The following is a 13,783-nucleotide window of genomic DNA, read 5'->3' on the forward strand; positions in this document are numbered from 1 at the left end:
CTCACCAGGCCCTTTCGCTTTGCGGGCTCAAGTCGCCTTTAGCGGGCTGAACGCGATCAGTAGGCGCTCTCGTTGGCTGTGACCCCGTCCGCGAAACCGCGGCAGTAGTCCCAGCTCACGTAGTCACCCGGGTTCGGATCGAACGCGGGCTCGTGTGGCCGCATCCGTCCGTCGGCGAGCAGCTGCTCGAGACTGGCGCGGAGCAGCTGCCAGTCGTGGTAGTGGGGTTCGTCGCATTCTCCGCAGTCGACCACGATCCCGCGTACTCCGCGCGGTTCGAGAAGCGCCTGGTAGACGGCGAGATCGGAGAGGTCGGCCAGCAGCTCGGTGCGTTCCTCGTCGCTGATCGGCTCGTCCAGCCGGTCGGCGTCGTCGATGAACGCGCGGGCCGGGTCCTCCGGGTCATCCGCGAACGGGTCTGGGGGCAACGCATCATGCGGCACGCCTGCACGCTACCGGGCGCCCACCCGGGCCGGGCGGCCGCCCGGCCCGGATATCATGAGGGGCAGGCCCTCGCGTCGCCACAGCGACTCGTTCATCACCGCTAGGAAGGCCCTTCGCCTGCTATGACCAGCGACAGCGTCACCGCCCCCGTCCCGAGCAAATTCGCCATGCTCGGGCTGACCTTCGACGACGTGCTGCTGCTGCCGGCCGAGTCCGACGTGGTGCCCAGTGCGGTCAGCACCCGCACCCGGCTCTCCCGCAACGTCACCCTGAACATCCCGCTGGTCTCCGCCGCCATGGACACGGTCACCGAAGGCCGGATGGCGATCGCGATGGCGCGCCAGGGCGGGATGGGCGTGCTGCAGCGCAACCTCCCGATCGACGACCAGGCGTCCGCCGTCGAGGTCGTGAAGCGTTCTGAAGCCGGCATGGTGACCGACCCGGTCACCTGTTCGCCGGAGGACACCCTCGCCGAGGTCGACGCCCTGTGCGCGCGGTTCCGGATCTCCGGTGTGCCAGTGACGGACGCCGCCGGGACGCTGGTGGGCATCATCACCAACCGCGACATGCGGTTCGAGGTCGACCACACGCGTGCGGTGCACGAGGTGATGACGAAGCTGCCGCTGGTCACCGCGCAGGTCGGGGTCACCGCCGAGGCCGCGCTGGGCCTGCTGCGTCGGCACAAGATCGAGAAGCTGCCGATCGTCGACGGCGCGGGCAAGCTGCGCGGGCTGATCACGGTCAAGGACTTCGTCAAGACCGAGCAGTACCCCAACGCCACCAAGGACACCAACGGCCGCCTGATCGTCGGTGCGGCCGTCGGCGTCGGACCGGACGGGCACAAGCGCGCGATGGCGCTGGCCGACGCCGGGGTCGACGTCCTGATGGTCGACACCGCGCATGGGCACTCTCGCGCCGTCGTCGAGACGGTCGCGCTGCTGAAGAAGGAACTGGGCGAGACCGTCGACATCGTGGGCGGCAACGTCGCGACCAGGGCCGGTGCGCAGGCGCTGGTGGACGCGGGCGCGGACGGGATCAAGGTCGGCGTCGGCCCGGGCTCCATCTGCACCACGCGCATCGTCGCCGGGGTCGGCGTGCCGCAGATCTCGGCGATCTACGAGGCCGACCAGGCGGCTCGTCCGGCGGGCATTCCGGTGATCGGTGACGGCGGCATCCAGTACTCGGGTGACATCGCGAAGGCGCTCGCGGCGGGCGCGTCCACCGTGATGCTCGGCAGCCTGCTCGCGGGCACCGCCGAATCGCCCGGCGACCTGATTCTGGTCAACGGCAAGCAGTTCAAGACCTACCGCGGCATGGGCTCGCTGGGCGCGATGCAGTCGCGCGGTCAGGCGAAGTCGTACTCCAAGGACCGCTACGCGCAGGACGACGTGCTGAGCGAGGACAAGCTGGTCCCGGAAGGCATCGAAGGGCGCATTCCGTTCCGGGGGCCGCTCGCGAACGTCGTGCACCAGCTGGTCGGCGGGCTGCGGTCGGGGATGGGCTACGCGGGCGCGTCGACGATCTCCGAGTTGCAGGAGGCGCAGTTGGTGCGGATCACCGCGGCCGGGCTCAAGGAGAGCCACCCGCACGACGTCACGATGACCGTCGAGGCCCCGAACTACACCACCCGGTAGTCCGCCCTTTCGGACACTTACGCAGCCGGTTCCCTTCTCGGGAGACTTGATCCGCCGATCAAGTCTCCTGGGAGGAACCGGATGTCTTCTTCGCTGACCCTTTCGCGGCGCACCGTGGTGGCCGTCTTCGCCGCCGCGGTCCTCGGGCTGGGCGGTGGGGTGGCGGCTTCGGCCGCGCCTGTTTCGAGCGCTGCCGACACTGCTGTCGGCACTCAGGCTTCGCCCGGCGAGCCGTGGAAGCGCACCGAGCTGTACTTCGGCGCGTCGAAGCCTGGTGGCGGCGAGGTGAGTGACGCGGAGTTCACGGCGTTTTCCGAGAAGGTCATCACCCCGGCCTTCCCGGACGGGTTCACCGAGCTGACCGGCCGTGGGCAGTGGCGCGGGCCGGACGGGGTGATCACGCGGGAGAAGTCGAGGGTGATCGTGGTCGTGTACCCGTTCAGCGACCGCGACGCGAACCGCGAGATCGAGGACATCCGGACCGCCTACAAAAAGGCCTTCTCGCAGGAATCCGTCCTCCGGGCCGACTCCGTCGAAAAGGTCTCCTTCTGACCTCCCGCCCCATCGGAGCGACTTTCGCGGGCTAAACGTGAAACAGGTGGGGCAGGCGGGGCTGGTGTGACTCTTCGCCCGGTTCGGGAGCCCCGTGCGCAGGTCACCCACGCGGCCTAGCGACAATGGGGTGTAACGGTCGTCGGTGAGAAGGGACTTGACGTGCGGGATCTGGTCGAGATCGGCATGGGCCGCACCGCGCGGCGGGCGTATGACCTCGATGACGTGGAGATCGTGCCGTCGCGGCGCACCCGGTCGTCGTCGGTCGTGTCCACCGCCTGGCAGATCGACGCGTACCGCTTCGAGCTGCCGCTGGTCACGCACCCCACCGACGCGATCGTGTCGCCGGGCACCGCGGTGGCCGTCGGCGAGCTCGGCGGGCTGGGCGTCCTCAACGCCGAAGGGCTCTGGGCGCGGCATCCGAACGTCGAGGACGCGATCTTCCGCCTCGTCCGGGCGGCCGAGGACACCGACGACCCGACCGCGATCGTGCGGGAACTGCAGGAACTGCACTCCGCTCCGATCCGGCTGGACCTGCTGACCGAGGCGATCAAGACCGTCCGCGAATCCGGGGTCACCGTTGCCGCGCGCGTCAGCCCGCAGCACGCCGCCGAACTCACGCCGGATCTGCTGGCGGCGGGCGTCGAGATCCTGGTCGTGCAGGGCACGATCATCTCGGCCGAGCACGTCCAGCGTGACGCCGAGCCGCTGGACCTGAAGGACTTCATCGGGCGGCTCGACGTCCCGGTGATCGCGGGCGGCGTGAGCGACTACCGGACCGCGATGCACCTGATGCGCACCGGCGCGGCGGGCGTCATCGTCGGCCACGGCGCCACTCGCGGCGTCACGAGCACCGACAGCGTGCTCGGGATCGGGACGCCGATGGCGACCGCGATCGTCGACGCCGCGGCCGCGCGCCGTGACTACCTCGACGAGACCGGCGGCCGGTACGTGCACGTGCTCGCCGACGGCGGGATGAGCGTGTCGGGCGACATCGCGAAGGCCATCGCCTGCGGCGCCGACGCGGTCATGCTCGGTGCGCCGCTGGCCGCCGCCTCCGAGGCGCCGGGGCAGGGGCTCTACTGGACGGCGGCCGCCGCGCACCCGTCGCTGCCGCGTTCGCGCGTGGCGCTGGGGCCCGACTACGCCGTCGACCTCAAGACGCTACTCTTCGGGCCGTCCTCGGATGCTGAAGGCGTCGTAAACCTCTTCGGCGCCCTTCGTCGCGCCATGGCGAAGACGGGCTACTCGGACCTGAAGGAGTTCCAGCGGGTCGGCCTGACCGTCCGCCGCTGACGCTCGCTCCCGGCCCGGATCGCGTTTAGCCCGCTAAACGCGATTCGGGCCGCTTTGCGTTCAGGTGACCCCAGGAGTCACGGCAGCCTCATGCGTCCCTCCTGTGTCACGATTAGCCCGCTAAAGTCGCTCAGGGGGGCCAGGGCGGTAGTGGGCGGAGCCGAGCGCGCGGGCGATTTTCCGCTGGAGGTCCCGCAGGATCGGGAGGGTCTCCTCGTCCGCGAAGCCCGTGGTGATCGACCAGTCCATCCCGGAGCCGAAGACGTCGCTGGCGAACACGATCTCCGTGGCGATCAGGGTCTTACGCCACTCCGAGGCGCGTAGCGGTTCCTCGTCGGCCAGGGTCGCGCGCAATCTTTTCGCCTGTTCGAAGAGGTCGGGCACGTCCTGGAAACCCATCGCGACGGCGAGGGCGTCGGTGCAGGCGGCGGGTCCACCCCATTCCGCCAGGCCACAGCGCAGTACCGTGCGTTCGTCACGCGTCAGGTCGATCGTCACCGGTGCATCCGTATCCACGGGTCGATGATGCCCCACCCGCGTTCCCGCATCCGGGTGGAAGGTGACTGGCCGGTAACTTACCTCTGGTCAGAAGAGGTGGCCAGGGTTACAGTCGTAGGTGTGACTGCCAGTAACACCACCACTGAAGACGATTTCGACTACGACGTGATCGTCGTCGGCTCCGGGTTCGGCGGCAGTGTCGCTGCCCTCCGCCTGACCGAGAAGGGTTACCGCGTCGCCGTCATCGAGGCGGGCCGGCGCTTCGCCGACGACGAGTTCGCGAGGACGTCCTGGAACCTTCGCCGCTACGTCTGGGCACCTCAGGTCGGCTGCTTCGGCATCCAGCGGATTCACATGCTCAAGGACGTCATGGTGCTCGCCGGCGCGGGCGTCGGCGGCGGCTCGCTGGTGTACGCGAACACGCTGTACCGCCCGCTGAAGCCGTTCTACGTCGACCCCCAGTGGTCCCACATCACCGACTGGGAGTCCGAACTCGGCCCGCACTACGACCAGGCCAGCCGCATGCTGGGCGTCGTCACCAACCCCAGCGTCACGCCGTCGGACGTCGTGATGAAGGGCGTCGCCGAGGACATGGGCGTCGCCGACTCGTATCACCCGACGCCGGTCGGCGTGTACTTCGGCAAGCCGGGGGAGCGCGCCGAGGACCCGTACTTCGGCGGCGCGGGTCCGGCGCGCACCGGCTGCACCGAATGCGGCGCCTGTATGACCGGCTGCCGCGTCGGCGCCAAGAACACGCTGGTCAAGAACTACCTGTACCTCGCGGAGAAGGACGGCGCGAAGGTCATCCCCCTCACCACGGTGAGCGCGATCAGCCCGCTGAACGCGGGTGGGTACGAGGTGAGCATCAAGAAGACCGGGACCACCTCGCGCAAGTTCCGGCACAAGCTCACCGCGGCGCAGGTGGTGCTCGCCGCGGGGACGTGGGGCACGCAGAACCTGCTCCACGGCATGCGCGACACCGCGAGGCTGCCGAAGCTCTCACCGCGGCTCGGGGAACTGACCCGTACCAACTCCGAGGCCATCATCGGCGCCGCCCGGACGTCGGTGGACGAGGAGCGGAACTTCAGCCGCGGCGTCGCGATCACGTCGTCGATCCACCCCGACGAGAACACGCACATCGAGCCCGTCCGCTACGGCAAGGGCAGCAACGCGATGAGCCTGCTCCAGACCATCGCCACCGAAGGCGATTCGGCGGTCCCGCGCTGGCGCCAGGCCGTGAACTTCATGCTCAAGCACCCGGTCCAGACCGTGAAGCTGCTCAACGGCTACCGCTGGAGCGAGCGCACGGTGATCCTGCTGGTGATGCAGAGCCTCGACAACTCCATCACCACCTACACCAAGCGTGGTCTCTTCGGCCGCCGCAAGTACACCTCGAAACAGGGGCACGGTGAGCCGAACCCCAGCTTCATCCCCACCGGGCACGAGGCCAACCTCCGCACCGCCGAACGCATCGGCGGCATGGCGGGCGGCACCTGGGGCGAGATCTTCGACATCCCGCTCACCGCGCACTTCATCGGCGGCGCCCCGATCGGCACGGCACCGGACAACGGCGTGATCGACCCGTACCACCGGGTCTTCAACTACCCCGGCCTGTCCATTGTGGATGGATCGGCGATCACGGCGAACCTCGGCGTGAACCCCTCGCTGACCATCACCGCGCAGGCCGAGCGGGCGTTCTCGCTGTGGCCGAACAAGGGCGAACAGGACAGCAGGCCGCCGCAGGACTCGCCGTACGTGCGACTCGAGCCGATCTCGCCGAAGAACCCGGCGGTTCCGGCGGACGCGCCGGCGGCACTTCGGCGCTAAATTGGGGTCGTGACAGCCACTGAACGCGCACACGCCCTGCTGAACCGCGTCCACGCCCTGCACGACGAGTGGGCGCGGGTGGCTCGCGGGCTCGACGACGAGACCGTCCGGGCGCCCAGCGCGCTACCGGGCTGGACGAGGGCGCATCTGCTGTCCCATCTCGCGCGCAACGCCGACGGCCTGGTCAACCTGCTCACGTGGGCGAAGTCGGGTGTCGAAACCCCGATGTACGCCGGTGAGTCGGCCCGGGACAGTGACATCGAGCAGGGCGCGTACCGGTCCGCGGCGGAGATCGCGGAGGACGTCGTCGGCTCCGCGGCACGGTTCGTCGAGGTCGCCTCCGGCTTGCCGGACGGGGCGTGGGCGGTACGGGTGCGTGCCAGGCAGGGCCGGGAGATCCCGGCGGAGTTCGTGCTGTGGCTCCGGCTCTCCGAAACCGCCATCCACCTCGCCGACCTGGACCTCGGTTACGACTTCGCCCGCGTCGCCGAGCTGCTCGCCGACGAGTTCGAGATCGTCGTCAGCAACGCCATCGGCATGTACGGCGGGGAACTTCCGTCCGTCCTGCTGGTCGCGGCCGGAGCCGACGGGACCCGCCACGAGTGGCGGATGGGCACCGGAATGCCGGTGAAGCTCACCGGAACCCCTGGCGAGGTGCTGGCGTGGATCACCGGCCGCAGCGATGGCTCTACTTTGGACGGTGTCGCGCCGCCGCTGCCGCATTGGCTGTGACGACACCGTCCAAAGAGGATTCGATCAGCTCCGGAACGAGTCGACGCCGAACTGTTTGGCGATGTCGTCCAGCATGGCTTGTGCGCGCCCTGCAGGCTCACCGAGGTGAACCACGTCGCGCTGGCCACTCCCCGGATCGCATTGCGGCTCGTTCGTTCGCCGCAGCCGCCGCTCGCCGGATCGATGATCCTCGGCGCCCTGCTGACCATGGGCGCGGACTTCGTCGTCCGGGTGGCCCCGGGCCTGTCCGGGCTCCCCGTAGACAAGCCGGTCGCGATGCGCGAAGGCCGGATCGTCGCGCAGGGCCCGCCCGCCGACGCCCTCACCGAGCCGCTTCTCGACGAGATCTTCGGCTTGTCGGCGAAGATCATGGAGGATTCGGTGTCCGGTACGCCGCTGGTGGTGCCGGTGAGCGCACACCTTCGGGGGTAGCGTCGCAACCTGCTCGTCCGCCGGGCGTCTAACGGGCATGAAGCTGGAGAGAAGGGCGTTCCTCAAGTTCGCAGGCGCGACTGTGGCCGGAGCAGCCGCCTCGGCGTGTTCCGCGGCACCTCCCGCCCCAGCGCCCACCTCGGCTCCTGGCACGTCGTTGCCGCCGAGCACCAGCGTCACACCGCCCGCCGGGCCGCCGGACTGGGCGGCTCTGCGGAAGCAGGTTTCGCTGTTGCTGCCGGGAGATTCGGGCTACGACAGCGCCAAACGGGTGTTCAATCCGGCCTTCGACGGGCTCAAGCCCGCCGCGATCGCGAAATGTGCCAAGCCCGAAGACGTACAGGCCGCTGTTTCCGCCGCGGCGAGACGGGTTCCGATCGCCGCGCGGAGCGGCGGGCACAGCTACGCGGGATACTCCGTGCCCGACGGCGGGCTGATGCTCGATCTCGGCGGAATGTCCTCAGTGGACGTTCAGGGCGAGCAGGTCGTGATCGGCGCGGGCGCGAAACTCAAGGATGTCTACGCCACCCTCGGCGGCGCGGGCCGTTGCCTGCCAGCGGGTACCTGTCCCAGCGTCGGCATCGCCGGGCTGACCCTCGGCGGTGGAATCGGGGTGCTCGCCCGGAAGTACGGACTCACCTGCGATCACCTGGTGTCCGCGCGAGTCGTGACGGCGGACGGAAAACTCCGGACCGCGTCGGCGGACTCCGAGCCTGAATTGTTCTGGGCGTTGCGTGGCGGGGGAGGCGGCAACTTCGGCGTCGTCACGTCGTTCACTTTCCGCACCGATCCGGCTCCCTCAGCCGTTACCGTGTTCTCGCTCAAGTTCCCGGCGGGAAGCGCGAACGATGTCCTCGCCGCTTGGCAGCAGTGGCTGCCCGAAGCGCCGCCGGAACTGTGGGCGAACGTCGTGCTGTCGGGCGGGTCCCCGGTCGGTGCGCGGGTGTCCGGTTGCCACGTCGGTGACGCCGCTTCCTTGAACAAGATCTTAAGCGGATTCGCCGGTGCGACGCGGACCGTGAAGCAGCTCGACTATCTCGGTGCCATGAAGTACTTCTCCGGCAGTGATAGCCGACAGTCCTTTGTGGCCTCTTCGCGGATACTGAGCGAACCGGCGGATCCCGCGAAGCTGACGTCCGCCCTCAAGGGCAGGCGCGGAATGGACCTACTGGTCGACGGACTCGGTGGCGCCGTCGCCGCCGTCGCACCCGAGGCCACCGCGTTCTGGCACCGGAAAGCGATCGGCAGTGTGCAGATCTACAGTCAGGCTGACCCGCGCAATCGTTCCGTGGCCACGGATTCCGTCGCCGAAGTGGTGAACGGAATCGGGCTGGGCGGAGGCTACGTCAACTACATCGACCCCGCCCTGCCCGACTGGCTGACGGCCTACTACGGCGACAACGCCACCCGGCTCAAGCAAGTGGCGAAGACCTACGACCCCGACAAGGTGTTCAGGTTCGCGCAGGCCGTCACCCCGGACTAAAGGTCGATGCCGGTGAAGACGGTGACCCGTTCCTCGGTGAGGTCGTGCATCGCGGCGAGCACGCCTTCCCGGCCCACGCCCGATCCCTTGACGCCGCCGTACGGCATCTGGTCCGCGCGGTAGGACGGGACGTCGCCGATGATCACGCCGCCGACTTCGAGTTCGGTCGAGGCGTAGAAGGCGAGATGCACGTCGCGGGTGAACACTCCGGCCTGCAATCCGTACGCGGATTCATTGACCGAGGCGAAAGCTTCGTCGACACCGTCCACAATGGATACCACGAGTACCGGACCGAAGATCTCCTCCGTCCAGGCCTTTGTGGACGGTGGGACGTCGGTGAGCACGGTCGGCTCCACCGTCGCGCCGTCCCGCTTGCCGCCGGTGAGGATCTTCGCGCCCGCGGCGACGGCTTCGTCGATCCAGGCCACGATCCGTTCCGCGGCCGCCTCGTCGACGACCGGGCCGACGTCGGTGTTCTTGTCGTACGGGTCGCCGGTCCGCTGGGATTTCACGGCTTCCACCAGCGCGGGCACGAATTCCTCGGCGACCTCGCGTTCGACGATCACCCGTTGCACCGCGATGCACGACTGTCCGGCCTGGTAGTTGCCGAAGGTCGCGATCCGCTCCGCGGCGCCTTCGGGATCCGGCCAGTCGCGCAGGACGACGGCCGCCGCGTTGCCGCCGAGTTCGAGCACGACGTGCTTGCGCGGCGCGGCGTCCGCCAACGACCAGCCGACCGGACCCGACCCGGTGAACGACACGACCGGCAAACGAGGGTCCGCGACCAGTGCCGAAGTCTCCTCGTTGCCGAGTGGCAGCACCGAAAACGCGCCTTCCGGCAGGTCGGTCTCGGCCAGGATCTCACCGAGGATCAACGCGGACAGCGGCGTGCGCGGCGCGGGCTTGACGATGATCGGCGCGCCGACCGCGAGCGACGGGGCGACCTTGTGCGCCACGAGGTTCAGCGGGAAGTTGAACGGCGCGATGCCCAGCACCGGGCCGCGCGGGATGCGCCGGGTCAGCGCCAGCCTGCCTTCACCCGCCGGATCCGTGTCCAAGCGCTGCAGGTCACCGCTGAACCGGCGGGCCTCCTCGGCGGCGATCCGGAACACCGACACCGCGCGCCGCACCTCGGCGTCGGCCCATTTGAGCGGTTTGCCGTTCTCGGCCGTGATGACCTCGGCGATCTCCTCGGCCCGGCCCGCGATGACCCGCGAAACGTGGTCGAGCGCCGCGGCGCGGCTGTGCGCCGAAGAACGCCGGAATTCCTTCGCGACGCTCGCCGCCGCGCTCACCGCTCGTTCGACCTGCTCGGGGCCGGGCACCGCGACGGTCGCGACGTCGCTGCCGTCGTAGGGGTGGTGCACGGTGAGCGTCGAAGCGCCCTGCTCGGCGCGGCCGGCGATCCAGGCGGGACGCGGTTCCGGGGTGATCATGTCCATGGATGACAAGGTATTCCAGTCAGGGCTTGACGAGCACTTTGAGCGCTTCGCGGTCGGCCATCGCGCGGTAGCCGTCCGGAACCTCTTCGAGTCCGATGGTCCGGTCGAATACCTTGCCCGGTTGGTACCGGCCTTCGACGACGTCGTCGAGCAGCTCCGGGATGTAGTGGCGGGCGGGCGCGACGCCGCCGGTGACGGTGATGTTGCGGCGGAAGAGCGACGGACCGATCGGGCCCTCGGCGTACTGCGGCACGCCGACGCGGCTGACCGTGCCGCCGGGGCGCACAGCGCCGACGCCCATCTCGAAAGCGGCCTTCGTACCGACGCATTCGAGAACGGTGTGGGTGCCTTCGCCGTTGGTCAGCTCTCGGACCTTCTCGATGCCTTCGTCACCGCGCTCGGACACGACGTCTGTCGCGCCGAACTCCCGGCCGAGGTCGGTACGAGCCTGATGGCGGCCCATCAAGATGATCCGTTCGGCGCCGAGGCGCTTCGCGGCCAGGACCGCGCAGAGCCCGACGGCGCCGTCGCCGATGACGGTGACAGTGGTGCGCTCGTTCACTCCGGCCTTGGTCGCGGCGTGATGGCCGGTCGGGAAGACGTCGGAGAGGGTGAGGAGCGACGCGAGCAGGTCGTCGTCCTCGGTGTGCGGCACCTTCACGAGCGTGCCGTCCGCCTGCGGGACGCGGACGGCCTCGCCCTGGCCGGCGTCGACCCCCTTCGCGCCCCAGTTCCCGCCGTGCAGGCACGAGGTGTGGAGACCTTCGCGGCAGAACTGGCAGGTGTTGTCGGAGTACACGAAGGGCGCGACGACCAGGTCGCCGGTCTTGAGCGTGGTGACGTCGGAGCCGACGGCCTCGATGACACCGAGGAACTCGTGACCGATCCGGACGCCGCGGTCGCGGGCGGGCATGCTGCCGTACGGCCAGAGGTCGCTGCCGCAGATGCACGAGCGGACGACGCGGAGGAGCGCGTCGGTGGGTTCGCTCAGTTTTGGGTCGGGGACGGTCTCGACGCGTACGTCGCCGGCGCCGTAGATGACAGTCGCTCGCAAGACGGGTCCTTTCCTCAGCTGGACCCAGTATGGGCGCGTCGCGTTTAACCCGCTAAACGCGCTCCGGGCCCGCGTCGCCTTTAGCGGGCTAAACGCGACGCCGGTAGAGGTCGCGGAGCAGCAGGATCTCGGCGCCGTGGTGGATGACCTCCCGGTTGATGTGCAGGACGAGGGTCGCGAGCGGGTACTCGGAGTACGGGCCTTCGGCCGGGCCGCAAGGCCTCGCGAGGTCTTCGGCGGAGAGGCGGCGGACGCTGTCGCGCCAGTGCGCGTACGCGTCGTCGAGCTGCTTCAGCGCTTCTTTGGCGGAAGCCGCGTATGGGAAGGTCTGGTAGTCGACGGGCGGGCCGCCGAAGTGCGACGCGTTCCGCATCGCGAAGACGCCGACGATGATGTGGGCGAGCCGCCAGGCGATCGTCGTCACCGGCGGCGGTGACGGTTCCGGATACGCCCAGTCGATCTGGATCTCGCCGGTCTTGCTCGCGCGGATCGTCCAGCAACCCTCGACGGGTTCCCAGAGATATTCGTCGTCGGTGAGGGTGTTCAGCCGGGGCCGCAGGTGCTGCGTCCAGTGCCAGTCGAGCTGTTCGGAGAGTTCCTTGCTCCAGTCGATGCCCATGTCTCGGACGGTAGGCCGCCCAGCGGTCAGCGGCTGTCCTGAATCGTCTGGGGGTTGGCGGCGGGGTGACCGGGCCCACCTGGGACGATGGTGGGGAAGCATGCTGCTCTGATCAGGAGGTCTCAGGTGCCCAGTCCCACCGGTCCGGTACTCGTCGTGGACTTCGGGGCGCAGTACGCGCAGCTGATCGCGCGCCGCGTACGTGAGGCCCAGGTCTACTCCGAGGTCGTCCCGCACACCGCCACCACCGAGGACATCCTCGCGAAGGATCCGGCCGCCATCATCCTTTCCGGTGGTCCTTCCAGCGTGTACGCGGAGAACGCTCCCGCGCTCGCCCCCGGACTGGTCGACGCGGGCGTGCCGATCCTCGGGATCTGTTACGGCCACCAGGTGCTCGCGCAGGCGCTCGGCGGCACGGTCGAACCCACCGGGATCCGCGAGTTCGGCCGCACCGAGGTCCGCGTCGCCGGTGAGGGTGGCGTGTTGCACGCCGGTCTGCCGAACACCCAGCCCGCCTGGATGAGCCACAACGACAGCGTCACCAAGGCCCCCGAGGGTGCCACCGTGACCGCGTCGAGCGATGGCGCCGCGGTCGCCGGGTTCGAAGACGTCGAGCGCCGCTTCGCCGGCGTTCAGTACCACCCCGAGGTCCACCACTCGCCGCACGGCCAGGAGGTGCTTCGCCGCTTCCTGCACGACATCGCGGGCCTCCGGCCGCAGTGGACGACCTCGTCCATCGTCGACGAGCAGGTCACCCGCATCGCCGAGCAGGTCGGCGACGGCCGCGCGATCTGCGGGCTCTCCGGCGGTGTCGACTCCGCCGTGGCGGCCGCGCTCGTCCAGCGTGCCATCGGTGACCGGCTGACCTGCGTGTTCGTCGACCACGGCCTGCTGCGCTCCGGCGAGCGGACACAGGTCGAGCGCGATTTCGTCGCCGCCACCGGGGTCAACCTGGTCACCGTCGACGCGCGCGAGCGGTTCCTCGACGCGCTGGCCGGGGTCACCGACCCCGAGGAGAAGCGCAAGATCATCGGCCGCGAGTTCATCCGCGTGTTCGAGCAGGCCGAGCGCGATCTCAAGGCCGAGGGCGACTACAAGTTCCTGGTCCAGGGGACGCTGTACCCGGACGTCGTCGAGTCCGGCGGCGGCGAGGGCGCGGCGAACATCAAGAGTCACCACAACGTCGGCGGGCTGCCGGACGACCTGCAGTTCGAGCTCGTCGAGCCGCTGCGCCTGCTGTTCAAGGACGAGGTGCGCCGCGTCGGGCTGGAACTCGGGCTGCCGGAGACGATCGTGCAGCGGCAGCCGTTCCCCGGCCCTGGACTCGGCATCCGGATCATCGGCGCCGTCGACGCCGAGCGGCTCGAGACGCTGCGCGCGGCCGACGCCATCGCGCGCGAGGAACTCACCGCGGCCGGGCTGGACAACGAGATCTGGCAGTGCCCGGTGGTGCTGCTCGCCGACGTCCGCAGCGTCGGCGTCCAGGGCGACGGGCGGACCTACGGGCACCCGATCGTGCTGCGGCCGGTGTCGTCCGAGGACGCGATGACCGCGGACTGGACGCGACTGCCCTACGAGGTGCTGGAGCGGATCTCGACCCGCATCACCAACGAGGTCGCCGAGGTGAACCGGGTGGTCCTGGACGTCACGTCCAAGCCGCCGGGCACCATCGAGTGGGAGTGACCCGTACCCGCTCCGACCTGCGTTCAGCGGGCTAATCGCGATCCGCGTCGCCTGGGCACCTGGGCGACCCAGGTCGACTTTCGCCCC

The 13,783-nt window shown here is 69.3% G+C and carries 12 protein-coding genes and 1 pseudogene; 8 read left to right on the forward strand and 5 right to left on the reverse strand.

All coding sequences use genetic code 11. The annotated features are described in order from the left end of the window. Positions 1-56: 56 nt before the first annotated feature. Entirely contained in the window at positions 57-443 is a 387-nt protein-coding gene (locus tag AVL48_RS28495; protein ID WP_061983386.1) for a DUF5319 domain-containing protein, read from the reverse strand. A gap of 123 nt (positions 444-566) precedes the next feature. On the opposite strand from AVL48_RS28495, the gene guaB reads away from it, so the two are divergent. The 3 genes from guaB to AVL48_RS28510 all read left to right on the forward strand — a co-directional run bounded on the left by guaB (position 567) and on the right by AVL48_RS28510 (position 3,926). Continuing rightward, positions 567-2,078, forward strand: a complete 1,512-nt coding sequence (guaB, locus tag AVL48_RS28500) for an IMP dehydrogenase (protein ID WP_061983387.1) — start codon at positions 567-569, stop codon at positions 2,076-2,078. 81 nt (positions 2,079-2,159) lie between these two features. Continuing rightward, positions 2,160-2,630 carry a DUF3574 domain-containing protein gene (locus AVL48_RS28505; protein WP_061983388.1) on the forward strand — a complete coding sequence of 157 codons (471 nt, stop codon included), beginning with the start codon at positions 2,160-2,162 and terminating at the stop codon, positions 2,628-2,630. 162 nt (positions 2,631-2,792) lie between these two features. Then, positions 2,793-3,926 (forward strand): GuaB3 family IMP dehydrogenase-related protein, encoded by a 1,134-nt coding sequence (locus AVL48_RS28510; RefSeq protein WP_061983389.1) that lies wholly within the window; start codon positions 2,793-2,795, stop codon positions 3,924-3,926. A 120-nt stretch (positions 3,927-4,046) separates the two neighbouring features. Here the strand turns inward: AVL48_RS28510 and AVL48_RS28515 are convergent, their stop codons facing one another. Beyond that, positions 4,047-4,424, reverse strand: a complete 378-nt coding sequence (locus tag AVL48_RS28515) for a hypothetical protein (protein WP_061983390.1) — start codon at positions 4,422-4,424, stop codon at positions 4,047-4,049. A gap of 120 nt (positions 4,425-4,544) precedes the next feature. Here AVL48_RS28515 and AVL48_RS28520 point away from each other — a divergent pair, with 120 nt between their 5' ends. From AVL48_RS28520 to AVL48_RS28535, 4 genes and pseudogenes are all read left to right on the forward strand, one after another. Then, complete coding sequence (locus AVL48_RS28520; protein ID WP_061983391.1) at positions 4,545-6,251, forward strand: FAD-dependent oxidoreductase; 1,707 nt, start codon at positions 4,545-4,547, stop codon at positions 6,249-6,251. 9 nt (positions 6,252-6,260) lie between these two features. Beyond that, positions 6,261-6,983, forward strand: a complete 723-nt coding sequence (locus AVL48_RS28525) for a maleylpyruvate isomerase N-terminal domain-containing protein (RefSeq protein WP_061983392.1) — start codon at positions 6,261-6,263, stop codon at positions 6,981-6,983. A gap of 261 nt (positions 6,984-7,244) precedes the next feature. Beyond that, positions 7,245-7,415, forward strand: a pseudogene (locus tag AVL48_RS38640) (ABC transporter ATP-binding protein); the annotation flags it as partial. Positions 7,416-7,452: 37 nt separating this feature from the next. After that, the gene (locus AVL48_RS28535) at positions 7,453-8,898 is read left to right on the forward strand and encodes an FAD-binding oxidoreductase (protein WP_061983394.1); all 1,446 of its coding nucleotides are present in this window, start codon (positions 7,453-7,455) and stop codon (positions 8,896-8,898) included. On the opposite strand, the gene AVL48_RS28540 is transcribed toward AVL48_RS28535, so the two are convergent. From AVL48_RS28540 to AVL48_RS28550, 3 genes are all read right to left on the reverse strand, one after another. Further along, complete coding sequence (locus tag AVL48_RS28540) at positions 8,895-10,340, reverse strand: aldehyde dehydrogenase family protein (RefSeq protein ID WP_061983395.1); 1,446 nt, start codon at positions 10,338-10,340, stop codon at positions 8,895-8,897. The genes AVL48_RS28535 and AVL48_RS28540 overlap by 4 nt on opposite strands. A 19-nt stretch (positions 10,341-10,359) precedes the next feature. Beyond that, complete coding sequence (locus AVL48_RS28545) at positions 10,360-11,394, reverse strand: zinc-dependent alcohol dehydrogenase family protein (protein ID WP_061983396.1); 1,035 nt, start codon at positions 11,392-11,394, stop codon at positions 10,360-10,362. A gap of 88 nt (positions 11,395-11,482) precedes the next feature. After that, positions 11,483-12,013 (reverse strand): DinB family protein, encoded by a 531-nt coding sequence (locus AVL48_RS28550; protein WP_061983397.1) that lies wholly within the window; start codon positions 12,011-12,013, stop codon positions 11,483-11,485. A gap of 126 nt (positions 12,014-12,139) precedes the next feature. Here AVL48_RS28550 and guaA point away from each other — a divergent pair, with 126 nt between their 5' ends. Continuing rightward, positions 12,140-13,696 (forward strand): glutamine-hydrolyzing GMP synthase, encoded by a 1,557-nt coding sequence (gene guaA, locus AVL48_RS28555; RefSeq protein WP_061983398.1) that lies wholly within the window; start codon positions 12,140-12,142, stop codon positions 13,694-13,696. The last annotated feature ends 87 nt before the right edge of the window (positions 13,697-13,783 follow it).

The organism is Amycolatopsis regifaucium (genome assembly GCF_001613935.1).
GTDB classification, from domain to species: Bacteria; Actinomycetota; Actinomycetes; order Mycobacteriales; family Pseudonocardiaceae; genus Amycolatopsis; species Amycolatopsis regifaucium.